Here is a 20,991-nt window from a genome sequence, read left to right as displayed (position 1 = left end):
GATGGATTTCGGGATCGTGTTGCAGACCGACCCGCCCGCGGCGGAGGTCGTGCGGATGATGAAGGCCGCCGAGGACGCCGGGTTCCGGTACGGCTGGACGTTCGACTCGTGCGTGCTGTGGCAGGAACCGTTCGTGATCTACTCGCGGATCCTCGAAGCGACGTCCGCGCTGGTCGTGGGCCCGATGGTGACCAGCCCGGGCACGCGCGACTGGTCGGTGATGGCGTCGACCTTCGCGACGCTCAACGACATGTTCGGCAACCGCACGGTGTGCGGCATCGGCCGCGGCGACTCCGCGCACCGGGTGGTCGGCCGTCCGCCGTCCACTTTGGCCACCGTGCGGGAATGCATGCGCGTGGTCAAGGATCTCGCCGAAGGCCGCGAGGTCACGATGAACGACACCGCGGTCCGCATCCCGTGGATTCGCGGCGGCCGGCTGGAAATGTGGATGGCCGGGTACGGCCCGAAGGCGCTGCGGACCGTCGGCGAACACGCGGACGGCTTCATCCTGCAATGCGCCGACCCGGCCATCGCCCGCTGGACGATCGGCGCGGTCCGGGACGCCGCGCGCGCCGCGGGCCGCGATCCAGGCGGGATCACGATCTGCGTCGCGGCCCCGGCGTACGTCGGAGAAGACCTGGCACACCAACGGGAACAGCTCCGCTGGTTCGGCGGCATGGTCGGCAACCACGTCGCGGACCTGGTGGCCCGGTACGGCTCGTCCGGCCCGGTGCCGCGCGAGCTGACCGACTACATCCGCGAGCGCGAGGGCTACGACTACTCCCACCACGGCCGCGCCGGAAACCCGTCGACCGCGTTCGTGCCGGACGAGATCGTCGACCGCTTCTGCCTGCTCGGCCCGGCCTCGGCGCACATCACGCGGCTGGAGGAACTGGCGGAGCTGGGAGTGGACCAGTTCGCGTTGTACCTGATGCACGACGAGCGGGAGGAGACGATGGCCGCGTACGGGGCGCAGGTGATTCCGAAACTGACCGCCTGATCAGTCCGTCATCGCCTGGTACACCAGCTGCCGCAGCTGCTGCCGGATCGGATGCGTCGACGACGGCAGCAGCTGCGTGTAGAACGCCACCGTCAGATCCTCGTCCGGATCCACCCAGAACGCCGTCGAAGCGGCCCCGCCCCACGCGTATTCGCCAGGCGTGGCAAGGGTTTTCGCCTTCACCGAGTCGATCAGGACCGAGAAGCCCAGCCCGAAACCGTACCCGTCGAAGGGCATTTCCGCGAACAGCGGGCGGCCGTACGCCTCCAGGTCCACATGCCCCGGCAGGTGGTTGGCCGTCATCAGGTCCACCGTGCGCGGGCTCAGAATCCGCACGCCGTCGAGTTCGCCGCGGCGCAGCAGCATCTGCGTGAAGCGGTGGTAGTCCGCCGCCGTCGAGACCAGGCCGCCGCCGCCCGAAAGGCACGCCGGGCGCGACGTGCCGACTGCGCCGAAGGCATCGTTGCGGACCAGCTTCTTCGTCCCGGGCGCGGGCAGATACAACGCGGCCAGCCGGTCCGTGTCCGAAGTCCAGAACCCGGTGTCGGTCATGCCCAGCGGGCCGAAGATCCGCTCGGCGAGCACCTCGTCGAGCGGCTTCCCCGCGAGCACCTCGACCAGCCGGCCGAGGACGTCGCTCGCGACCGAGTAGTTCCATTCGGCGCCCGGCTGGAACACGAGCGGGAACCGCGCCCACGCCTTGGTGCATTCCGCCAGGTCCAGTCCCGGCGGCGTGCCCCATTCGTACCCGCCGGCGCGGTAGACCGCGTCGACCGGGTGCGTGTGGTGGAAGCCGTAGGTGAGGCCCGCGGTGTGCGAAAGCAGGTGCCACAGCCGGATCGGTTCGGTCGCCGGCTCCGTGACCGGAGCCAGCGCCGAACCTTTCGCGTACACCCGCGGCTCGGCGAATTCCGGCAGCCACCGGGAAATCGGGTCGGTGAGGTCGATCAGGCCCTCCTCGACGAACGTCATCGCCGCCACCGAGGTGACCGGCTTCGTCATCGAGAAGATCCGCCAGATCGTGTCGGTCTCGACCGGGGCGCCCGCTTCGACGTCCCGCGAGCCGTGCGAGGCGACGTGCACGATCCGGCCGTGCCTGCTCACCACCGCGAGGAAGCCCGGCAGCAAGCCGTCGTCGACGTACCGGGCGAAATGCCGGTCGATCCGCCGCAGCCGTGTCCCGTCGAAACCCGCGTCGGCCGGATCGGCCTCCACCTTCACCTCGGTCGCCATGGCGGCGACCTTACGCCGGACTGGCCGCTTTCCGCTCCGCTGCCTTTTCCTCGCGCCAGGCTTCGTCGTTCTTGCCCTCGCGCCAGTACCCGGACAGCGACACCGCGTCCCGAGCGACGCCGCGTTCGTCGAAGAGGTACCGCCGCAGCTCCCGCACGAAACCGGCCTCGCCGTGGACGAACGCGTGCACGTCCTCGTCCGGCCACGGCAGCCCCTTCACCGCCGCGACCAGATCGTCGGACGCCGAGCGGTGCAGCCACGTGACCTGCGCGTCGGCCTTCGTCGCGAGTGGCTGGTGCTCCGCTTTGTCCGCCACGAGCAGGAACACGTGCGCCAGCGCCCCCGGCGGCAGCGCCTCCAGCGCGGCGGCGATGGCGGGCAACGCCGATTCGTCGCCCACCAGCAGGTGCCAGCCGGCGTCGGCGCGCGGCGCGTACGCCCCGCCCGGACCGGCCAGCAGCAGTTCGTCGCCGGGTTGCGCGCGCTGCGCCCACGGCCCGGCGAGCCCCTCGTCGCCGTGCACGACGAAGTCGAGCACCAGTTCGCCCGCGGCCTCGTCGTACGAGCGGACGGTGTACGTGCGCAGCCGCGGAGCGTGCTCGCGCGGCAATTCCTCGCGGATCCGGTTCAGGTCGAACGGCTCCGGATACTCCACCCCGTCCACCTTGAAGATCACCTTCACGTACGCGTCGGTGAACTCGTTCGGGCGGAAATCCTTCAGCCCCTCGCCGCCGGCCACGATCCGGATCATGTGCGGCGTCAGGTGCTCCTTGCGCAGCACCTCCAGCCGCACCGCGGTCCTCCCCTTGCGCGCCGGACCTTCGGCCATCGAACACCCCTGTTTCAGTAAGGTTTACCTAAGTCGTGGCTCCCACGGTACGCGCCTTCACCCGTTCCGCCCAGTCCCGGACGCTGCGAGCGCCGCTCGGCCCCGCAATCCTTTGACGCCAAGTCCGTGAGGGGAACCTGCGGGACTCCGATTCCGTGATGGTCCCCCTCCGTCCGCGAGGCGCCGCCACCGCCCTCATGCTTCCCACGGCTTCGAGACCCGCGTGTTCTGGAACGCGGTGATCCGCCATCCCTCGTCGCCCCGCACCAGAACGTAGGTCAGCGAGCTCTCCCGCCCCTCGGCCGCCGGGTCGTCTCCGCCGGTCAGCGACGAACCGCCGCCGGTCACGATGACCGCGACGTCGTCCCGCAGGAACCGCACCCGCGGTTCGCCGAAGCCGGTGAGCTTCGAGCCCTTCAGCGGCCCCTCGAACAGTTCCCGGTGCGAGTCCACGATCGCCTGGCGGCCGGTGGACCGGAGCCCGAAGAACGTCACGTAATCGGCGTCTTCGGTGAACAGGTTCCCGTAGGCGGTGGCATCGCCGTTGTTCCAGGCGTCGGCGAGCCGGGTGAGGACGGACAGGACTTCTTCGCGCTGCGACATGCTGATACTCCTTAACGAACGTCGTTCGCGTACGAGGTCCAGTTGTACTCACGAACACCGTTCGCGTCAAGGCCGGGGGTCGTCTAGGCTTCGGGGATGACCGCACCGCCCCCGCCATGGCGCCGGACGCCGAGCCCGCGCCGGCGCGCCGCGAAGCAGATGCTGTCGCAGGAACTGATCGTGAAAACCGCGCTCGAAATCCTCGCCGCGGAGGGCATTGACGCCGTCTCGATGCGCCGGGTCGCGCAGCAGCTGGAGACCGGGCCCGCGTCCCTTTACGCGTACGTGGCCAACAAAGAGGAACTGGACGAGCTGATGCTCGACGCGGCGCTGAGCGAGGTGCCGTGCCCGGAACCGGATCCGCAGCGATGGACCGAACAGGTCAAAGAGCAAGTGCGGCAGCAGATCCGGGCGATGATGGCGTATCCGGGCATCGCGAAAGTCGCGTGGCAGACACCGATCCCGGTGACGCCGAATTCGCTGCGGCAGGGTGAAATCATGCTTCAGCTGCTCCGCGCGGGCGGGCTCGACCTCAAGCAGGCGGTCTTCGCGGGCGACGCGTTGAGCACGTACGCCAAGGCATTCGCCTACGAGGCGAGCGGCTGGACGTTCGGCGATTACGACCCGGAAAAGATGAGCGAACGCGGCCGGCAGATGGCGGAGTACATGCAGTCGCTGCCCGCGAGCGCGTTCCCGAACCTGTTGCGGGCCGGGGAATTCTTCACCGCGGAGACCAGCCAGCCCCGCCTCGAATTCGCCCTGGAGGCGTTCGTGGCGGGGCTGGCGGCGATGGTCAAACGGTAAGCACGATCTTTCCGCGCGTGTGCCCCTGTTCCAGCTCGCGGTAGGCGGCTTGGACCTCGGCCAGCGGGTACGTCGCGGCGATCGGGACGTCGAGCAATCCCTTGTCCGCCAACGCGACGAGGTCGCGCAGAACCTCGGCGCTGGCCCCGGCGATGTTGCCCTCGGTCTTCACCCGGTACTTCTCGGCGGCGGCGAAGTCGACCACCGTGTCGATCCGGCCGGGGTAGACGCCGAGCCGCAAGGCGAGTTCGACGTAACCGTCGCCGTAGGTGTCGATGAACGCGTGCACCTGGTCGCCGGTCAGCTCCCGGAGCCGCTCCTCGAGCCCTTCGCCGTATGCGATCGGGACGATGTCGTGCTCGCGCAACCACTCATGGTTCGCTTCGCCGGCAATGCCGATCACGGTCGCGCCGGTGAGCTTCGCCAATTGCACAGCCAGCGAGCCGACTCCGCCAGCAGCCCCGGACACGACGATCGTCTCGCCCTCGCGCGGGCACACCGCGCCGACCGCGGCGTATGCGGTCGTTCCGGCCACGAACAAGCCGCCCGCGACCTCCCACGACAGCCCGCTCGGCTTCGGCACGAGGTGTTCCGCCGGGACGAGCACGTACTCGGCGTGACTGGAGCGGGTGTGCACGAAGCCGACGACCTCGTCCCCCGCCTGGATTTCCTCGACGTCCGCGCCGAGTTCGACCACCACTCCGGCCAGGTCGCTGCCCTGTCCGGACGGGAAGGTCGACGGCCAGCGTTCCGCCAGCGCGCCGACGCGGATCTTCGTTTCCCCCGGATTGATCCCCGCGGCCCGGACCTGGACGAGCACCTGCCCGGATTCCGGCTCCGGCCGGGGCACTTCGGCCAGCTGCAGCACTTCGATCCCGCCGTGTTCGCCGTATCTGACCGCTTGCGGCATACGCGTCTCCCTCGCTCGTATGCTTAGCCCAACAAACGATCGAACGGATTTATGCCCGGCGGGCGAAAATTCAGCCGGCCAGCCTCCGGACCACCGCATCCGCGAGCAGACGGCCCCGATCCGTCAGCACCGCGCGGCCTCGACTGTCCAAATCGGACACTTCGAGCAGGCCCTCCGCGGCGGCCGCCCGCGCCTGCGTGACCCCGGCTTCGTCGAGCGCGGCCAACGCCAGTCCGTCGGAGATCCGAAGCTCCAGCATGATCCGCTCCAGGTGCCGGTCTTCCGGGGTGAGCACCTCACGGTCGGCTTCCGGGCTCCGGCCCTCCGCGAGCAGGCTGGAGTACTTCGCCGGATGCTTGACGTTCCACCACCGCACGCCCCCGACATGGCTGTGCGCGCCCGGTCCGGCGCCCCACCAGTCGCCGCCCTGCCAGTAGCCGAGGTTGTGGCGGCATCGCGCGGCCTCGCCGCTCGCCCAGTTCGAGACCTCGTACCAGGTCAGGCCCGCACCGGCGAGGACCGAGTCGATCATCTCGTAGTAGCTGGCCAGCGTGTCGTCGTCCGGCGCGGGCAGTTCGCCGCGCCGGACCCGGCGGGCCAGCGCGGTGCCGTCCTCCACGATGAGCGCGTACGCCGACACATGGTCGACTCCGGCCGACAACACCGCGTCGAGCGATGCGCGCAGGTCTTCGACCCGCTCCCCCGGCGTGCCGTAAATAAGGTCGAGGTTGACGTGCTCGAACCCGGCGGCCCGGGCCTCGCGCGCGGCGTCGACCGGACGGCCGGGGGTGTGCACGCGGTCCAGCACCTTCAGCACGTGCCGGGCCGCGGACTGCATGCCCAGCGACACCCGGGTGTAACCCGCGTCACGGATGCCCGCGAAGAACTCGGGCGAAGTGGACTCCGGGTTCGATTCGGTCGTCACCTCCGCGCCCGGCGCGAGCCCGAACACCGACCGGACCCCGTCGAGCACCTCGGCCAGCCCGTCCGCGCCGAGCAGGGACGGGGTCCCGCCGCCGACGAACACCGTCTCGGCCCGCGGTGCGGCGCCGAGGATCTCCGCGCCGAGCTCCAGCTCGCGACGCAGCGCGTCCAGCCACGACCGAGGCGAGGCGGCGGAGCCGAGTTCGCCCGCGGTGTAGGTGTTGAAGTCGCAGTAGCCGCAGCGGGTCGCGCAGAACGGCACGTGGACGTACACGCCGAACGGACGGGTGCCGAGGCCCGCGAGCGCGGTCTCGGGCAGTCCGGCGGGAGGACGGTGGGTGTCGGGAACAGGCACGACGTCCATTCTCCCCCGCCTCGCGCGGACCGCCGCGTGCCCCTGCGCCACCCGGCGGAAAGTTCGGCCGCCGAACGATGCGCCACCCGCAGCGCATCCGGTTGACAAGCGCGCGAAACCGTCCCACGATGCGTCCGAAAGCCGGGAAAGACCTGGCAGATCGTCCGGCCAATGCACATCCGAGGCGGTTTCGCACCCCTGGCGTGAGCCTTCTCCCACCATCCGGACGCCCTTGGACGACGTTCGGCCCGCGTGGCAATCTGAGCCGGTGAGTCCTGCCGGTGTCCTTCTCGTGGCGCGCCGCCACGTCGACCTTCTCCGGGTCGCGAGCGCGCTCTGCCGGCCTGTTCGCTGACTCCCGCGCAAAGCCTGCCCAGCCCGCCACCTGGACCACCGGCCCGCTCCAGCCCCCGCACCGACGCCGCGGTGGAGCCGCCTCGACAACCCTGCCCGGAGGATCTCCATGTCCGCACCCCCGCGTGAAACGCCCGCGAAGGGCCGCACGCCCCGGCCACGCCAGAAGCGGGGCGAGGGTCAGTGGGCGCTCGGTTACCGGGAGCCGCTGAACCCGAACGAGCGCTCGAAGAAGGACGACAGCCCGCTGAACGTCCGCTCGCGGATCGAAAACATCTACGCGCACCGGGGTTTCGACTCGATCGACCCGGGCGACCTGCGCGGCCGGTTCCGCTGGTTCGGCCTCTACACCCAGCGCAAGCCGGGCATCGACGGCGGCCGCACCGCGCTGCTGGAGCCCGAGGAACTGGACGACCGCTACTTCATGATGCGCGTCCGCATCGACGGCGGTGCGCTCACCACCGAGCAGCTGCGGGTGGTCGGAGAGATCTCGCGGGAGCACGCGCGCGACACCGCCGACATCAGCGACCGGCAGAACGTCCAGTACCACTGGATCGAGATCGAGGACGTGCCCTCCATCTGGTCCCGGCTGGAGAACGTGGGCCTGACCACGACCGAAGCCTGCGGCGACTGCCCGCGCGTCGTGCTCGGCTCCCCGGTCGCCGGCATCGCCGCGAACGAGGTGCTCGACGCCACTCCGGCGATCGACGAGATCCTCGAGCGCTACATCGGCGACCCGCGGTTCGCGAACCTGCCGCGCAAGTTCAAGACCGCGATCTCCGGGCTGCCGGACATCGTGCACGAGATCAACGACGTCGCCTTCGTCGGCGTCGACCACCCGGAGCACGGCCCCGGCTTCGACCTCTGGGTCGGCGGCGGGCTCTCCACGAACCCGATGCTCGCGCAGCGGCTCGGCGCGTGGGTCCCGCTGGACGAGGTGCCGCAGGTCTGGGAAGGCGTCGTCTCGATCTTCCGCGACTACGGCTACCGGCGGCTGCGCTCGCGGGCGCGGCTGAAGTTCCTGGTCAAGGACTGGGGCACCGAAAAATTCCGGCAAGTTCTCGAGTCGGAGTACCTGAAGCGGAAGCTGATCGACGGCCCGCCGCCGGAAAACCCCGCGACCCCGATCGACCACGTCGGCGTGCATCCGCAGAAGGACGGCAACTACTACGTCGGGGCCGCGCCGGTCGCCGGGCGGGTGTCCGGCAGCACGCTGGTCGCCGTCGCCGACGCGGCCGAGCGGGCCGGATCGCGGCGGGTGCGGCTGACCCCGCACCAGAAGCTGGTCGTGCTCGACGTCCCCGAGGCCGAAGTTCCCGCGCTGCAAGCGGAACTGGCCGAGCTGGGCCTGCAGACCAAGCCGTCGCCGTGGCGGCGCAGCGTGATGGCGTGCACCGGGCTGGAGTTCTGCAAGCTCGCGATCGTCGAGACGAAGGTCCGCGCGCAGCAGCTGGTGGCGGACCTGGAGAAATCGCTCGCCGACATCAACGCGCAGCTGGAAACGCCGGTGTCGGTGCATCTCAACGGCTGCCCGAACTCCTGCGCCCGGGTGCAGACCGCGGACATCGGGCTCAAGGGGCAGATCGTCACCGACGCCGACGGCAACCAGGTCGAAGGCTTCCAGGTGCACCTCGGCGGCGGCCTCGGGCTCGACGCCGGGTTCGGCCGGAAGCTGCGCGGCCACAAGGTCACCGCGGGCGAACTGGTCGAGTACGTGGAACGCGTGGTGCGCGCGTACGTCGCGGGCCGCGAACCGGGCGAACGCTTCCCGCAGTGGGCGTTGCGGGCGGACGAAGGGGTGCTGCAGTGACCGCGGTGGCGGACTACCGGGCGCTGGCCGAGCGTGCCGAGAAGGAACTGGCCGACGCGACCGCCGAAGAAGCGTTGCGCTGGACGGTCGAGACCTTCGGCGACGACTTCATCGTGGCGTCGAACATGCAGGACGCCGTGCTGATCGACCTCGCCACGAAGGTCAAGCCCGCGGTGGACGTGCTGTTCCTGGAAACCGGCTATCACTTCGCCGAAACCCTGGGAGTGCGCGACGCGGTCCAGACGGTGTACCCGGACGTGCGGATCGTCAACGCGCAGGCCGAGCAGAGCGTCGCCGAACAGGACGCGGAGTACGGGCCGAAGCTGCACGAACGCGACCCCGGCCAGTGCTGTTTCCTGCGCAAGGTCGTGCCGCTGCGGCAGACGCTCGGCAAGTACTCGGCGTGGGTCACCGGCGTGCGCCGGGTGGACGCGCCGACCCGCGCGAACACGCCGATCGTCACCTGGGACGAGCGCAACGGCCTGGTGAAGATCAACCCGATCGCGGCGTGGACCGACGACGAGTTCAACGGCTACCTGCACGAGAACGGGATCCTGGAGAACCCGCTGGTGTCGATCGGCTACCTGTCGATCGGCTGCGCGCCCTGCACGGCGAAGGTCGAACCGGGGCAGGATCCGCGCAGCGGCCGGTGGGCGGGACAGTCGAAAACCGAGTGCGGACTGCATGGCTGACACAGGAGGACTGATGACGACGGCGGAACCGGCGGCCGACGCGGCTGTCGACAACCTGGCCGCCTTGGAGTCCGAGGCCATCCACATCTTCCGCGAGGTCGCGGGCGAGTTCGACCGGCCGGTGATCCTGTTCTCCGGCGGCAAGGACTCGACGCTGATGCTGCACCTGGCGATCAAGGCCTTCTGGCCCGCGCCGGTGCCGTTCCCGCTGCTGCACGTGGACACCGGGCACAACTTCGACGAGGTCCTGGAGTTCCGCGACCGCGTCGTCGAAAAGCACGGGCTGCGCCTGGTGGTCGCGAAGGTCCAGGACTGGATCGACGACGGACGGCTCGAGGAGCGCGCCGACGGCCTGCGCAACCCGCTGCAGACCACGCCGTTGCTCGAGACGATCGCGGAGAACAAGTTCGACGCGGTCTTTGGCGGCGGTCGCCGCGACGAGGAACGGGCACGGGCGAAGGAGCGGATCTTCAGCCTGCGCAACGCTTTCGGCCAGTGGGAGCCGCGCAGGCAGCGGCCGGAGCTGTGGAACCTCTACAACGGGCGGCACCGTCCGGGCGAGCAGGTCCGCGTGTTCCCGCTGTCCAACTGGACCGAAGCCGACGTGTGGAACTACATCGCGCGGGAAAAGGTCGAGCTGCCTTCGATTTACTACGCCCACCAGCGCGCGGTCTACCAGCGCGACGGCATGTGGCTCAGCGAGGGCCCGTGGGGCGGGCCGCGTCCCGGCGAGGACGTGCGCGAGCTGAGCGTGCGCTACCGGACCGTCGGCGACGGTTCCTGCACCGGCGCGATCGAATCCACGGCGTCCACCGTGGAGGAGGTCATCGCCGAGGTACAGGCTTCGCGGCTCACCGAACGCGGCGCCACCCGCGCCGACGACCGGATGTCCGAGGCGGCCATGGAAGACCGCAAACGGGAGGGCTACTTCTGATGTCGAGCCTGCTGAGGCTGGCCACCGCGGGCAGCGTGGACGACGGGAAGTCCACGCTGGTCGGGCGGCTGCTGTACGACACCAAGTCCGTCCTGGCCGACCAGCTCGACGCGGTCACCCGCGCGTCTGTCGACAAAGGACTGTCCACTCCGGACCTGTCGCTGCTCGTCGACGGCCTGCGCTCGGAGCGCGAGCAGGGCATCACGATCGACGTCGCGTACCGCTATTTCGCCACGCCGAAGCGGTCGTTCGTGCTCGCTGACACCCCGGGGCACGTGCAGTACACGCGCAACACGGTCACCGGCGCGTCCACCGCGCAGCTCGCGGTACTGCTGGTCGACGCGCGCAACGGCGTGGTCGAGCAGACCCGGCGGCATGCGGCCGTGCTGGCGCTGCTCGGCGTGCCGCAGCTGGTGCTGGCGGTGAACAAGATCGACCTCGTCGGCTACGACGAGAACACCTTCGGCGTCATCGCCAAGGAGTTCACCGCGCACGCGGAATCGCTGGGCTATGACTCGGCGTCCGTCGTCACCATCCCGGTTTCCGCGCTGGTCGGCGACAACGTCGCCACCCGGTCGGAGAAGACTCCGTGGTACGACGGCCCGTCGCTGCTGGAGCACCTCGAAAACGTGCCGGTGGCACCGGATCCGCACGATTCCGCGCTGCGGTTCCCCGTGCAGTACGTGATCCGCCCGCGCACCGCCGAGTACCCGGACTATCGCGGCTACGCCGGCCAGATCGCCGCCGGAACGGTGCGTCCCGGAGACGAGATCGTCGTGCAGCCGCAAGGGATCCGCAGCCAGGTCGAGCGGATCGACACCGCGGACGGTCCGCTGGAAGAGGCAGGCGCCGGAACCTCGGTGACCCTGTTGCTCGCCGACGACATCGACATCAGCCGAGGCGACCTGATCGCGGCCGCCGACGCGCCGCCGGAAGTCACCGACGAGATCACCGGCACGCTGTGCTGGCTGTCGTCGAAGCCGCTCAAGACCGGCGCGCGAGTGCTGATCAAGCACGGCACCCGGACCGTGCAGGGGCTCGCCGCCGAGTTGCACGCCCGGTTCGACGAGCAGACTCTGTCCAGTGTGGACTCGCCGGGAAGCCTGGAGCTCAACGACATCGGCAGTGTCAGCCTGCAGCTGGCCGAGCCGCTGCCGGTGGACGACTACGGCGTGAGCCCGCGCACCGGCGCGTTCCTGGTCATCGACCCGAAGGACGGCGACACCCTCGCCGCCGGACTCGTCGGCGAGCGGTTCTCGTGACGCCACCCCTGGTCGCCGTCGCGCACGGCAGTCGTGACCCCCGCTCCGCCGCGACGGTGCGGGCGCTGGTCGACGTCGTCCGTGCGCAGGCACCGGGGCTGGACGTGCACGAGTCGTTCCTCGATCTGTCGGAGCCGCGCGTCACCGACGTGCTGCGCGGGCTTTACGCACAAGGGCACCGATCCGCGGTCGTCGTCCCATTGTTGCTGGGCAGCGCTTTTCACGCCCGGGTCGACCTGCCCGCGCTGGTCGACGAGGTGGCCGCGGAGTGCCCCGGGTTCCGGATCAAGGTCTCGGACGTGCTCGGCGCCGACCCGGCCCTCGAAGCCGTCGCCCTGGACCGGATCGCCGGAGCCCGCCGCAGCAGCGGAACCGGAGTGCTGCTGAGCGCTGTCGGTTCCTCGAACCCCGAGGCCAACGCTGTCGTCGCCGGGGTGGCCGCACGCTGGGAAAAGCAGCTCGGCCTGCCGGTGAGCGAGGCGTTCGCGAGCGCCGCCCAGCCGGACATCCCGGCCGCCGCGGCCCGGCTGCGCGACCGCGGCGTGCGGCATCTCGTGGTGGCGTCGTGGTTCCTGGCTCCCGGCCTGCTGCCAGACCGGATCGCGTCGCTGGCCCGCGAGGCCGATCCGGACGCGTTCATCGCCGAACCGCTCGCGGACGACCCGCGCGTGGCAGACGTGGTGATCGGCCGGTACGCCGCCGCGATTTCCGGGCTGCTGCGGACCGCCGCCTGACCGTCACACCGGGCAGCCCGCGCCGGTCGCCCGCAGCGAGGCCTCCCACAACCGCTTTTGCAGGTCGGCGTCGTGCGAACGCGCGCTGGACTGGACCAGCTCGGGGTAGCCGCGGATCTCGAAAAGCCCGCCGGGGCCGTAGTACTCGCCGTTGCTCGCGGCGGGATCGGCCGCCGCCCGCAGCGTCGGCAACGCACCCATCGCAGGCGTCCGCCCGAATAGTCGCGCGATCGCCAGGTTCGCACCCCGGAAAGCTGCCGACGAGTGCCGGAAGATCTCCGTGGCCGCCCCGCCGGGATGCGCGGCCAGCGAGACGGTTTCGGTGCCACGCAAGCGTTTCGCGAGTTCATAGGCGAACAGCAGATTGGCGAGTTTCGACGCCGGATACCCGCTGGCCGCCTTCAGGTCGTCCGGGTCGATCCGGCCGAACCGGTGCGCGATGCTGCTGACCGTCACCACGCGGGACCCCGGCACGTCCAGCAGCCGGTCGAGCAGCAGCGCCGTCCACGCGAAGTGGCCGAGGTGGTTGACCCCGAACTGCATCTCGAACCCGTCCGCGGTCCGGCCGGGCGCATTGGTCACGCCGGCGTTGTTGATCAGCAGGTCGATCCGGTCGTGCCGGCCGCGCACCTCGTCGGCTGCCTCGCGGACGGAGTCCAGCGACGCCAGGTCCAGCCGGACGACCTGGGTTTCCCGGCCGATCCGGCGAGCCGCGTCCTTTGCCTTCTCCGGATCCCGGCAAGCCAGCACGACGCGAGCGCCGCGGTGAGCCAGCGCGCGGGCTGTTTCGAAGCCGATGCCGGTGTTCGCTCCGGTGACCACCGCGACGCGGCCCTTCTCTAACCTGAACCACTTGTTCATGTTGTATAGTGAACCATCAGTTCATCTTCATCGGCAAGGAGCGGCAGTGCGGGCAGACGCGGCGCGGAACCGGGCGGCGATCCTCGCGTCCGCACGAACTCTGCTGATCGCTCGCGGACCCGACGCCGGAATGGACGAGATCGCCGCCGACGCCGGGGTCGCCGTCGGCACGCTCTATCGGCATTTCCCGACCAAACAGGATCTGGTGCGCGAGATCGCGGAAGACCTCGGCGCCGCGATCGCCGAGGTGCTCGACAAGGCCGCCGCCCGCGTCGCCGCCGATCAGACTGCCGCGGCGGACGAACTTCTCGATCTCATCCGCCGGGTCGTCGTCGATCTCGGCGAAGAACGCCTTCTCCGCGCCGCACTCTCGAATCTCTCTCCCGAACCGCTCCAGACGATGCGCGAGCACGCCGCCAAAACGATCGAATCCCTGATCGCCGCCGCCCACCGCGACCACGCGCTGCGGCCGGGAATCTCCGCGGACGACGTCGGCCTGCTCCTCGCCGCCTCGCCGGGCGCGGACGTTCCGGAGCCCGCCCGGGAGCGATGGACCGAACTGGCCTGGCTCGCCCTGTCGGACCACAGCCGGTAGACCCGAACGGCCGATCAGGCCACTCCTACCGCCACAAGGTGAGCTCTATTCACATTTTCCGTCACGGTGCGCTGCTGTGAACGGTCAATCCTTGACGCGCTACTTAACTTGCCGGTAACTCTCTAATCGCTGCGCAGCTTTCTCTCTCCCCCGTGAAACCCGCAGGTAGGAGCACACAGATGAAAGCACCTCACTTTTACCGGCTGGCCGCGCTGACGGCGGTCGCCGCCCTTCCGCTCGCCCTCGCGGCCCCGGCGTCCGCCGCGACCGCGATCAACTTCGACTGCCAGGCCGACGCACCGGTGGTCGGCCCGCAGCAGGTGTCGCTGACCCAGAACGCCGACGTCACCGCGCCCGCGACGGTCGCGCCCGGCGGGGCGTTCGACGTCGTCATCGACCCCGCGCCCAACACCGTCCCGAGCGACGTGGGCGGCAACAAGGTCAAGAACATCAACACCTTCGCGCTGAAGTTCCCAGTCCCGGCGAACTCGACCTACGTCAGCGCCGATCTCGCCGGCGGCTCCGGCCTCGGCGACACCCCGCCGACGATCAGCGTCGCCGACGGCGTCGCGACCCTGAGCTTCCCCGGCCCGATCGCCGGCGGTTCGACCTTCGAACTGCCGACCGTCACCGCGCACCTCAAGGCAGGCGACTCCGGCAAGATCGAGACGAAACTGTCCGGCACCAGCTACAGCGACCCCGGCCTGACCTTCAAGGCCGTGGCCAGCAGCATCATCGGCGACGTCACCGCGCCGACGGCGTGCTTCCCCAACCCGAGCCCGGTTTTCACCACCACGACCATCGGCTGACCCGGACCGCGGCCACCCGCTGCGCCCGGGTGGCCGCGCCCGGCTCACGGGAGCAACAGTCCCCAGTAGACCGCCCACGGCACGAACACCAGTCCCGCCACGAGCGGTGCGACCGCCCCGCGCCGCCGGCCCGGGTTTCTCAGCCCGGTTGCGGTCACCGCCAACGCGACCACGGTCGCGACCGCCAGCGCTTGCACTGCCAGCCACGGCAACGGCCGCCCGAGGAACACCGGTCCGAGATCCTTCATCCCGGACAACTGGGCCCAGCCGAGCATTCCGACGAAACCGGCGACCGTCGCCGTCCCGAGTCCGGCCAACCACCGCGACGACCTGGTCCCCCGGCGACGCATCAGCGCGACCACGCCGCCGACCGCGAAGCCTCCGAGCAGCAGCGCGAGCGCGATCCCTTGCGCCCAAACAGATTCCCACCAGGACAACGGCCTGAGCGCTTCCGTTGGCCGCTGTGTGAAAGCCGCGGTCTCGACATGGCCGCCCCGCCGATCCGCCAGCCACTCCGCGACCGCCGCCGGATAGCCAGGCACGACCCGAGGCAGCCGGTCGAACCCGGCGTCGCTGGTCGCGTACAGATCCGGCCCGCCACCGGCGACGAACCGGATCGTATGGTTCGGGTGTCCTGCCAGCGCGTCCGCGAAAATCCGCGAACTCTCGACCGGCACGTGGTTGATGTCGAGGTCGCCCCACAACGCCAGGATCGGCTGCTTCAGTCCTCGCAGCACCGGCACCGGGTCGTAACCGGCCTCGGGGAACAATCCGGATCCGACCGCGAACCGCGTCCCCTGCACGGGCAAAGTCCTCAGCAACGAACCGGAAATCCCTTGGTGGCGAAGGACATTTCCCCAGTACCACGAGGTTTGCCGCGCTCCGCCCCACCCGGACCCGCCGACCGTGATCACATACGAGATGTCCGGTGCCCGCGTCGCGGCGAGCGGCGCGACCCACGCGCCCTCGCTGACTCCCCAGACGCCGACCTCCGCGGCTCCCGACCGCGCCCGCAACGCGCGGACCGCCGAGACCAGATCGTCCGCCAGCACGCCGTAATCGCGCTGGGTCTTGGAATAGCCGCTGGCACGCCGGTCGTAGACGAGTGTCGTCACGCCGAGCCGCGTGAACATCTCGGCCTGCACGCGGAGGTTGTCCCGCGTCCGCCAGTCCGACCCGCCTTGCAGGACGATCGCGGACTTCGCCGGCCCGTCCGGCCGGAATACCGTGCCGTGCAACGTGATTCCGCCCGCGCCGGCGAAACTGACCTCCGCGGACGGCTGTGCTTGTACCGGCTGGGCGGTCGGCAGGACCGAGCCCAGCACGAGGATCGCGGCGGCGAGCCGCGATTTGCCCCAGGGCAGCATGAAGTGTTCTCCTTGCTTCGGGAGATCGTGCGACGTTTTCCCTCGTTCCTGGGTGCCGAGTGGCCGCTCGGCACCCAGGGCCTTCCTCCGGTTCAGTCCCGGGCGGCCTCCTCTCCGCCCGGCGCCGGGAACGCGAGCATCCGCGTCTCGACCCGGCGCGCCCCCTCCGGCGTCTCGCCGTCCGGCCGCTGATACCGCCGCAGCAAGGCGAGATACGCCTCGAAGAAATCCCCCAGCTCGTCCAGCGTCACGGTGATCGCGCCGCGCGAGTACGGAATCGCGTCCGCCCACTCCCCCAGCTGCGGCCGCTCGCGCTCGAACCGTTCGTACAGGTCGGTGTCGCCCGCGAGCCACAGCCGGTGCAGTTCGCCGATCGCCGCTTTCGCCGGATCGTCTTCGGCAGGCGGCAACCGCAGGTCGTGCGGCACGGCGCGCCACCAGCGCTCCCGCCCGCGCGCGCGTTCGGGAAGCTCCTCGACGAACCCGTTCTCCGCCAGCACCCGCAGGTTGTAGCTGGTCCCGCCGCTGGTCACGCCCAGCCGCTCGGCGAGCGTCGTCGAGGTCGCCGGTCCGGACGCGGCCAGCAGCTCGAGAATCCGCTGCCGCAACGGGTTCGCGAGCGCCTTGAGGGCCTTCAGGTCAGCGGGACGGTGTTCTGCCATGCCCCTAAGGTAGCGGTGCACGAGTTTTGATGCACGAGTTTTCGTGCATCAACTTCACCCCCGCTCCCCGCGAGGCGGTGTGCGAAAGTGTCAGGCATGGCTGACGAACTGGTGCACTACGAGGTGGCGGCCGGCATCGCCACGATCACCCTGGACTCCCCGCACAACCGCAACGCGCTGTCGGCGCAGCTGCGGCGGGAACTGAGCGAGTCGCTGAACAAGGCCCGCGAGGACGACGCGGTGCGCGTGGTGCAGCTGACCCATACCGGCCCGGTCTTCTGCGCGGGCATGGACCTGAAGGAAGCCCGCGGCGCCGGTTCGTCCGACCAGGGCGTGAACGAGTTCCCGCGGATCCTGGACCAGCTGTGGACGAGCCCGAAACCGGTCGTCGCGCGCCTGGCGGGCCCGGCTCGCGCGGGCGGCATCGGCATGGTCGCCGCGTGCGACATCGCGGTGGCGGTCCCGGAAGCGACCTTCGCCTTCTCCGAGGTCCGGATCGGCGTCATCCCGGCGGTCATCAGCCTCACGGTGCTCCCGCGGCTGACCGCCCGGGCCGCGCACGAACTCTTCCTGACCGGCGACGTCTTCGACGCGAAGCGCGCGGTGGAGATCGGCCTGCTGAACGCCTGCGTTCCGGCGGAAGACCTGGACAAGACGGTCGAGGGCTACCTCAAGTCGCTGACCCTCGGCGGCCCGAAGGCCTTGGCCGCCACGAAGGAACTGCTGGCCCGCCCACGTCCGGCGACCCCGGCCGAAGGCTTCGCCGACATGAACGCCCTGTCCGCGGGCTTCTTCGCGAGCGAAGAAGGACAGGAAGGCATCCAGGCTTTCGCGCAGAAGCGCAAGCCGAACTGGGTCCCGCAGGACTGACGCTGTCCGGGAGGGGAACCCGGAAGGACTCTGATTCCGCCAGGGTTCCCCTCACCGCCCGTTAAGCGTCCACCAGCACCAAGGTCAGCCGCCGGTCACCGGAGCCCATGGCCCGCTGCGCGTCCGACAACACGCTCCGCACCGCCAGGTACGCCTTGGGCTCGGCCGCCTTCAATCCGTCCGACCCGGCCCAGATCAGCACGTGCTCGCCGGTCGGCAGCCACGACAAATCCGTGAGCATATCGTACAACGCGTCCAGATTCCGCCCGAAATAAGACGGAAAAGAAAGCGCCTCGCCGATCGCGTCCAGCGCCGACAGCTTGTCCAGCGTGCGCGTTCCGTCGACCCGATGCGGGTAAGCCCCGCGCGCGAACGCCGCGTCCGCCGCGGCCTGCGCCGTCTCCCCGCTCACCGCGCGGGATCCACAACGACGAACGACGCGTAATGGTCCGCTGTGTAATACAACTCTTTCCCCGCCCCCGTGATCAGCCTGCGCGCCCCTCGGTCCGGGCTGCCCGGCGTTTTCACGGTGTATTCGTGGTAATAGCCGTTCTTCTCCGCGGGAAGCTTTTTCTCCCGGTTCTGGAAGACGACGTCGTCATTGCGCGGATACGGGTAGGGCCCGCCCTTTTCAATCAGGTTCCACGTGTCCTTCGCCTGCGAAGGCAGCGAGGACAACGGTTTGACCGGCAGCTTCGAGTCCGCTCCCGGCACCTTCCCGGAGGCGGCGGCGGGAGCGCCCGACGAGGACGACGGCGCCGGCGAATCCGAGGAGCCGGCGGTTTCCTTGACGAGCCACCCGCCGAGCACCAGCACGAGGAGACCGACGAGCGCAGCGGTGATCCGCCTACGGTTGACCATGGTGTGCCAGCTTAGGAGCGGCCGGGACCGTCGTCGTCACGGGCCGTGCCGAACCGGCGGCCGAAGCGCTCCACCAGCTTGTCGATGGCCCACGCGGCGAGCAGGCACAGCGGCACGAGCACCGCCATCACCAGCACGAACTGCACGGGGAACCAGGCTTGGGCGAGCCACAGCTCGACCCCGTCCCACCAGTTGGCCAGGCCTTCGAACACGAATGTGAGCCTACGCGCGCTCCCCTGCGCCGGGTCGCGCAGGGGAGGTAGGTTGCTGCCATGTTCGCCGTATACGCGCAGGAACCCAACGCCGAGTCCCCGCTCGATTCGCTGGTCGTCGGCGAGCGGCCGGAACCCGAGGCGCCCGAAGGCTGGGTCCGGGTGCACGTCAAAGCCGCCAGCCTGAACATGCACGACCTGTGGACCTTGCGCGGCGTCGGCATCAAGCCCGACCAGTTCCCGATGATCCTCGGCTGCGACGGCGCGGGAACGCTCGACGACGGCACCGAGGTCGTGCTGCACTCGGTGATCAACGCGCCCGGCTGGCAGGGCGACGACACGCTCGACCCGAAGCGCACCCTGCTCACCGAAAAGCACCAGGGCACGTTCGCCGACCAGGTCGTGGTCCCGGCCCGCAACGCGGTGCCGAAGCCGGCCGGACTGAGCTTCGCCGAGGGCGCGACGATGGGCACCGCGTGGCTCACCGCGTACCGGATGCTGTTCGTGAAGTCGGGTCTGCGGCCCGGCCAGACGATGCTGGTGCAGGGCGCGTCCGGCGGGGTGTCGACCGCGCTGATCGCGCTCGGCCGCGCGGCCGGGTTCCGCGTGTGGGTCACCGGGCGGAGCGAGGAGAAGCGCGCGCTGGCCGAGAGCGTCGGCGCGCACCAGACGTTCGAATCCGGCGCACGGCTGCCGGAGCGGGTGGACGGCGTGTTCGAGACGGTCGGGAAGGCGACCTGGGGGCACACGCTGAAGTCGCTGAAGCCGGGCGGCGTGGTCGTGGTGTCCGGCTCGACCAGCGGCCCCGACCCCTCAGCCGACCTGCAGCGGGTGTTCTTCCTGCAACTGCGGGTCCTCGGCTCGACCATGGGCACCCGCGACGAGCTGGCCGACCTGCTCGCCTACCTCGACCTGAAGGGCATCAAGCCGCAGATCGGCACCGAGCTCCCCCTCACGGAGGCCCCCGCGGGATTCGCCGCGATGGCCGCCGGGGAGACCGCGGGCAAGATCGTTTTCACCCGCTGAAACCAGTCGCACCGCGCTGGCCTGGGCTTTTCACGTTCAGTGAGCTCGGGCCAGCGCTTTTACCTGTTCTCCGGTGAATCGTCAACACCCCAGCTTTGCAATCAGATAGTGACCCCCAAAGTTCCACCAGAACTCGACCTTGGGCGGTTAACCTGGAGAACATGACCGCGACGCAGCGGCCAGTCCCGGTCGGCCGGGGCGGCCGGCACCCCAGCGAACCGGAGCCGATCCGGGAATCCTTCCGGCGGTTCGCCGGCATGCGCACGCGCGTGCTGGAGGTCGGCCCGCCCGTCGCCGAGGCTCCCGCACCCAAGCGCACGCGCCGCAAGGGCGCCGAGAAGCCGCGCGCTCCCCGGCTCGTGTTGCTCCACGGGTATTGCGACAGTGCCGACACGTGGCGTCCGGTACTCGGAGAACTAGCCGCCGAGGGCATCGCCGCGATCGCCGTCGACCTCCCCGGCTTCGGCGACGCGCAGCCGCTGCGCCCCGGCCCGATGCTGCCGCAGCTCGACGCCTTCACCGCCGCGGTGGTGCGAGAGCAGGCCGTGCTCGGCCCGGTCGTGCTCGCGGGCAACTCGCTCGGCGGCACGATGAGCCTCCGCGCGGCGCAGAACCACCGGCTGCCGACCAACGGCGTGGTGTCGATCGCCGCGCCGGGTTTCGTCGACTCGTGGCTGGTGCGCACGGTCGGGCGCAATCCGCTGCCGCTGCGGCTGTACTCCTCGCTTCCGTTGCCGGTGCCGGGTTTCCTGGTTCGCGCGGTCGCCGAACAGCTCGTGCCGCGGATCCTCTACGCCGACTCGCGCCAGGCGGACGCGGGCCAGGTCCGGCGGTTCACCACGCTCTTCCCCGACTACCGGGCCACCACGTCCCGGCTCGAAGAGGCCCGGCAGCTCGTCGCGGAGCTGGCCGACGCGTACCGGCTCGACCAGATCAAGATCCCGCTGCTCGCGGTCGCGTGCGGCAAGGACAAGCTGGTGACGGCCGCGTCCGGGCGGAAGCTGCACACCCTGGTGCCGCACAGCAGGCTCGTGGTGCGCGAGGACTGGGGCCACTGCCCGCAGCTGGACGACCCGGCCGAGGTCGCGGAGCTGCTCACGTTCTTCGCCGCGGGCGCGGTCCGCTCGGCCGCGCGCCCGGCGCCCACGGTCAGCGATGTCGAGGACAACTCCGCGACCGGGTGACGCAGGCTGCCGAGATCGTCACACTATGGAGTCGGTGACAGGCGCGGCGCCTCCGGGTACGGTGCCCTGCCAGGGCCCGGAACCCGGGTCCTGCGAACCA

24 protein-coding genes are annotated in these 20,991 nt (G+C 70.1%); 13 read left to right on the top strand and 11 right to left on the bottom strand.

Annotation, left to right across the window (positions count from 1 at the left end):
• Position 1: 1 nt before the first annotated feature.
• Positions 2–1,000: a TIGR03842 family LLM class F420-dependent oxidoreductase gene (locus H4281_RS29745; RefSeq protein ID WP_182894207.1), complete on the top strand. Its 999-nt coding sequence runs from the start codon at positions 2–4 to the stop codon at positions 998–1,000.
• On the opposite strand, the gene H4281_RS29740 is transcribed toward H4281_RS29745, so the two are convergent.
• The 3 genes from H4281_RS29740 to H4281_RS29730 form a co-directional block, all read right to left on the bottom strand.
• Positions 1,001–2,233 carry a serine hydrolase domain-containing protein gene (locus H4281_RS29740; protein WP_182894206.1) on the bottom strand — a complete coding sequence of 411 codons (1,233 nt, stop codon included), beginning with the start codon at positions 2,231–2,233 and terminating at the stop codon, positions 1,001–1,003.
• A 10-nt stretch (positions 2,234–2,243) separates the two neighbouring features.
• On the bottom strand, positions 2,244–3,062 hold the full coding sequence (locus H4281_RS29735) for a siderophore-interacting protein (RefSeq protein ID WP_182894205.1): 819 nt from the start codon (positions 3,060–3,062) through the stop codon (positions 2,244–2,246).
• Between the two features lie 195 nt (positions 3,063–3,257).
• Entirely contained in the window at positions 3,258–3,665 is a 408-nt protein-coding gene (locus tag H4281_RS29730) for an SgcJ/EcaC family oxidoreductase (protein ID WP_182894204.1), read from the bottom strand.
• A 96-nt stretch (positions 3,666–3,761) separates the two neighbouring features.
• Between H4281_RS29730 and H4281_RS29725 the strand changes: the two genes are divergently transcribed.
• A complete protein-coding gene (locus H4281_RS29725) occupies positions 3,762–4,469 on the top strand; it encodes a TetR/AcrR family transcriptional regulator (RefSeq protein ID WP_182894203.1) in 708 nt (235 codons plus the stop codon).
• On the opposite strand, the gene H4281_RS29720 is transcribed toward H4281_RS29725, so the two are convergent.
• A complete protein-coding gene (locus H4281_RS29720; RefSeq protein WP_182894202.1) occupies positions 4,459–5,379 on the bottom strand; it encodes an NADP-dependent oxidoreductase in 921 nt (306 codons plus the stop codon). The two genes, H4281_RS29725 and H4281_RS29720, sit on opposite strands and share 11 nt — an antisense overlap.
• Before the next feature lie 70 nt (positions 5,380–5,449).
• Positions 5,450–6,667, bottom strand: a complete 1,218-nt coding sequence (gene hemW, locus H4281_RS29715) for a radical SAM family heme chaperone HemW (RefSeq protein WP_182894201.1) — start codon at positions 6,665–6,667, stop codon at positions 5,450–5,452.
• Here hemW and H4281_RS46820 point away from each other — a divergent pair.
• From H4281_RS46820 to H4281_RS29690, 6 genes are all read left to right on the top strand, one after another.
• Positions 6,591–7,013, top strand: a complete 423-nt coding sequence (locus H4281_RS46820) for a putative leader peptide (RefSeq protein ID WP_376771960.1) — start codon at positions 6,591–6,593, stop codon at positions 7,011–7,013. The two genes, hemW and H4281_RS46820, sit on opposite strands and share 77 nt — an antisense overlap.
• 108 nt (positions 7,014–7,121) lie before the next feature.
• Positions 7,122–8,822, top strand: a complete 1,701-nt coding sequence (locus H4281_RS29710) for a nitrite/sulfite reductase (protein ID WP_182894200.1) — start codon at positions 7,122–7,124, stop codon at positions 8,820–8,822.
• Positions 8,819–9,514 carry a phosphoadenylyl-sulfate reductase gene (locus H4281_RS29705; RefSeq protein ID WP_182894199.1) on the top strand — a complete coding sequence of 232 codons (696 nt, stop codon included), beginning with the start codon at positions 8,819–8,821 and terminating at the stop codon, positions 9,512–9,514. Before H4281_RS29710 ends, H4281_RS29705 begins: the two co-directional genes overlap by 4 nt.
• 13 nt (positions 9,515–9,527) lie before the next feature.
• The gene (cysD, locus tag H4281_RS29700; protein WP_182894198.1) at positions 9,528–10,448 is read left to right on the top strand and encodes a sulfate adenylyltransferase subunit CysD; all 921 of its coding nucleotides are present in this window, start codon (positions 9,528–9,530) and stop codon (positions 10,446–10,448) included.
• Positions 10,448–11,710: a sulfate adenylyltransferase subunit 1 gene (locus tag H4281_RS29695; RefSeq protein ID WP_182894197.1), complete on the top strand. Its 1,263-nt coding sequence runs from the start codon at positions 10,448–10,450 to the stop codon at positions 11,708–11,710. Before cysD ends, H4281_RS29695 begins: the two co-directional genes overlap by 1 nt.
• Entirely contained in the window at positions 11,707–12,444 is a 738-nt protein-coding gene (locus H4281_RS29690) for a sirohydrochlorin chelatase (RefSeq protein WP_182894196.1), read from the top strand. Before H4281_RS29695 ends, H4281_RS29690 begins: the two co-directional genes overlap by 4 nt.
• Before the next feature lie 3 nt (positions 12,445–12,447).
• Here the strand turns inward: H4281_RS29690 and H4281_RS29685 are convergent, their stop codons facing one another.
• Complete coding sequence (locus H4281_RS29685; protein WP_182894195.1) at positions 12,448–13,305, bottom strand: oxidoreductase; 858 nt, start codon at positions 13,303–13,305, stop codon at positions 12,448–12,450.
• 46 nt (positions 13,306–13,351) lie between these two features.
• On the opposite strand from H4281_RS29685, the gene H4281_RS45235 reads away from it, so the two are divergent.
• Both H4281_RS45235 and H4281_RS29675 read left to right on the top strand, forming a co-directional pair.
• Positions 13,352–13,900 (top strand): TetR/AcrR family transcriptional regulator, encoded by a 549-nt coding sequence (locus tag H4281_RS45235; protein WP_220508003.1) that lies wholly within the window; start codon positions 13,352–13,354, stop codon positions 13,898–13,900.
• 179 nt (positions 13,901–14,079) lie between these two features.
• Complete coding sequence (locus H4281_RS29675; protein WP_182894194.1) at positions 14,080–14,709, top strand: cyclase; 630 nt, start codon at positions 14,080–14,082, stop codon at positions 14,707–14,709.
• 44 nt (positions 14,710–14,753) lie between these two features.
• Here the strand turns inward: H4281_RS29675 and H4281_RS29670 are convergent, their stop codons facing one another.
• Both H4281_RS29670 and H4281_RS29665 read right to left on the bottom strand, forming a co-directional pair.
• Positions 14,754–16,076 carry an alpha/beta hydrolase family protein gene (locus H4281_RS29670; RefSeq protein ID WP_182894193.1) on the bottom strand — a complete coding sequence of 441 codons (1,323 nt, stop codon included), beginning with the start codon at positions 16,074–16,076 and terminating at the stop codon, positions 14,754–14,756.
• Between the two features lie 92 nt (positions 16,077–16,168).
• The gene (locus H4281_RS29665) at positions 16,169–16,738 is read right to left on the bottom strand and encodes an ArsR/SmtB family transcription factor (protein WP_182894192.1); all 570 of its coding nucleotides are present in this window, start codon (positions 16,736–16,738) and stop codon (positions 16,169–16,171) included.
• 96 nt (positions 16,739–16,834) lie between these two features.
• Between H4281_RS29665 and H4281_RS29660 the strand changes: the two genes are divergently transcribed.
• Positions 16,835–17,608: an enoyl-CoA hydratase-related protein gene (locus H4281_RS29660; protein WP_182894191.1), complete on the top strand. Its 774-nt coding sequence runs from the start codon at positions 16,835–16,837 to the stop codon at positions 17,606–17,608.
• A gap of 61 nt (positions 17,609–17,669) precedes the next feature.
• On the opposite strand, the gene H4281_RS29655 is transcribed toward H4281_RS29660, so the two are convergent.
• The 3 genes from H4281_RS29655 to H4281_RS29645 are packed head-to-tail and all read right to left on the bottom strand — an operon-like array spanning position 17,670 to position 18,681.
• Entirely contained in the window at positions 17,670–18,020 is a 351-nt protein-coding gene (locus tag H4281_RS29655; RefSeq protein ID WP_182894190.1) for a barstar family protein, read from the bottom strand.
• Positions 18,017–18,469 (bottom strand): guanyl-specific ribonuclease, encoded by a 453-nt coding sequence (locus tag H4281_RS29650; RefSeq protein ID WP_182894189.1) that lies wholly within the window; start codon positions 18,467–18,469, stop codon positions 18,017–18,019. The genes H4281_RS29655 and H4281_RS29650 overlap by 4 nt, the downstream gene beginning before the upstream one ends.
• An 11-nt stretch (positions 18,470–18,480) precedes the next feature.
• The gene (locus tag H4281_RS29645) at positions 18,481–18,681 is read right to left on the bottom strand and encodes a hypothetical protein (RefSeq protein ID WP_182894188.1); all 201 of its coding nucleotides are present in this window, start codon (positions 18,679–18,681) and stop codon (positions 18,481–18,483) included.
• A gap of 60 nt (positions 18,682–18,741) precedes the next feature.
• On the opposite strand from H4281_RS29645, the gene H4281_RS29640 reads away from it, so the two are divergent.
• Both H4281_RS29640 and H4281_RS29635 read left to right on the top strand, forming a co-directional pair.
• Positions 18,742–19,707 carry a zinc-binding dehydrogenase gene (locus H4281_RS29640; RefSeq protein WP_182894187.1) on the top strand — a complete coding sequence of 322 codons (966 nt, stop codon included), beginning with the start codon at positions 18,742–18,744 and terminating at the stop codon, positions 19,705–19,707.
• A gap of 161 nt (positions 19,708–19,868) precedes the next feature.
• Positions 19,869–20,891 (top strand): alpha/beta fold hydrolase, encoded by a 1,023-nt coding sequence (locus H4281_RS29635; protein ID WP_182894186.1) that lies wholly within the window; start codon positions 19,869–19,871, stop codon positions 20,889–20,891.
• The last annotated feature ends 100 nt before the right edge of the window (positions 20,892–20,991 follow it).

Origin of the sequence: Amycolatopsis dendrobii (assembly GCF_014145675.1) — a bacterium.
Classification (GTDB): domain Bacteria; phylum Actinomycetota; class Actinomycetes; order Mycobacteriales; family Pseudonocardiaceae; genus Amycolatopsis; species Amycolatopsis dendrobii.
The sequence above is the reverse complement of the archived record's forward strand: the minus strand, read 5'-3'. Positions and strand labels throughout refer to the sequence as shown.

Excerpts from the sequence above, each read along its gene's own strand:
- H4281_RS29745 (WP_182894207.1), top strand. The coding sequence starts at position 2 with ATGGATTTCGGGATCGTGTTGCAGACCGACCCGCCCGCGGCGGAGGTC.
- H4281_RS29740 (WP_182894206.1), bottom strand. The coding sequence starts at position 2,233 with ATGGCGACCGAGGTGAAGGTGGAGGCCGATCCGGCCGACGCGGGTTTC.
- H4281_RS29735 (WP_182894205.1), bottom strand. The coding sequence starts at position 3,062 with ATGGCCGAAGGTCCGGCGCGCAAGGGGAGGACCGCGGTGCGGCTGGAG.
- H4281_RS29730 (WP_182894204.1), bottom strand. The coding sequence starts at position 3,665 with ATGTCGCAGCGCGAAGAAGTCCTGTCCGTCCTCACCCGGCTCGCCGAC.
- H4281_RS29725 (WP_182894203.1), top strand. The coding sequence starts at position 3,762 with ATGACCGCACCGCCCCCGCCATGGCGCCGGACGCCGAGCCCGCGCCGG.
- H4281_RS29720 (WP_182894202.1), bottom strand. The coding sequence starts at position 5,379 with ATGCCGCAAGCGGTCAGATACGGCGAACACGGCGGGATCGAAGTGCTG.
- hemW (WP_182894201.1), bottom strand. The coding sequence starts at position 6,667 with ATGGACGTCGTGCCTGTTCCCGACACCCACCGTCCTCCCGCCGGACTG.
- H4281_RS29710 (WP_182894200.1), top strand. The coding sequence starts at position 7,122 with ATGTCCGCACCCCCGCGTGAAACGCCCGCGAAGGGCCGCACGCCCCGG.
- cysD (WP_182894198.1), top strand. The coding sequence starts at position 9,528 with ATGACGACGGCGGAACCGGCGGCCGACGCGGCTGTCGACAACCTGGCC.
- H4281_RS29695 (WP_182894197.1), top strand. The coding sequence starts at position 10,448 with ATGTCGAGCCTGCTGAGGCTGGCCACCGCGGGCAGCGTGGACGACGGG.
- H4281_RS29685 (WP_182894195.1), bottom strand. The coding sequence starts at position 13,305 with ATGAACAAGTGGTTCAGGTTAGAGAAGGGCCGCGTCGCGGTGGTCACC.
- H4281_RS29675 (WP_182894194.1), top strand. The coding sequence starts at position 14,080 with ATGAAAGCACCTCACTTTTACCGGCTGGCCGCGCTGACGGCGGTCGCC.
- H4281_RS29670 (WP_182894193.1), bottom strand. The coding sequence starts at position 16,076 with ATGCTGCCCTGGGGCAAATCGCGGCTCGCCGCCGCGATCCTCGTGCTG.
- H4281_RS29665 (WP_182894192.1), bottom strand. The coding sequence starts at position 16,738 with ATGGCAGAACACCGTCCCGCTGACCTGAAGGCCCTCAAGGCGCTCGCG.
- H4281_RS29660 (WP_182894191.1), top strand. The coding sequence starts at position 16,835 with ATGGCTGACGAACTGGTGCACTACGAGGTGGCGGCCGGCATCGCCACG.
- H4281_RS29650 (WP_182894189.1), bottom strand. The coding sequence starts at position 18,469 with ATGGTCAACCGTAGGCGGATCACCGCTGCGCTCGTCGGTCTCCTCGTG.
- H4281_RS29640 (WP_182894187.1), top strand. The coding sequence starts at position 18,742 with ATGTTCGCCGTATACGCGCAGGAACCCAACGCCGAGTCCCCGCTCGAT.
- H4281_RS29635 (WP_182894186.1), top strand. The coding sequence starts at position 19,869 with ATGACCGCGACGCAGCGGCCAGTCCCGGTCGGCCGGGGCGGCCGGCAC.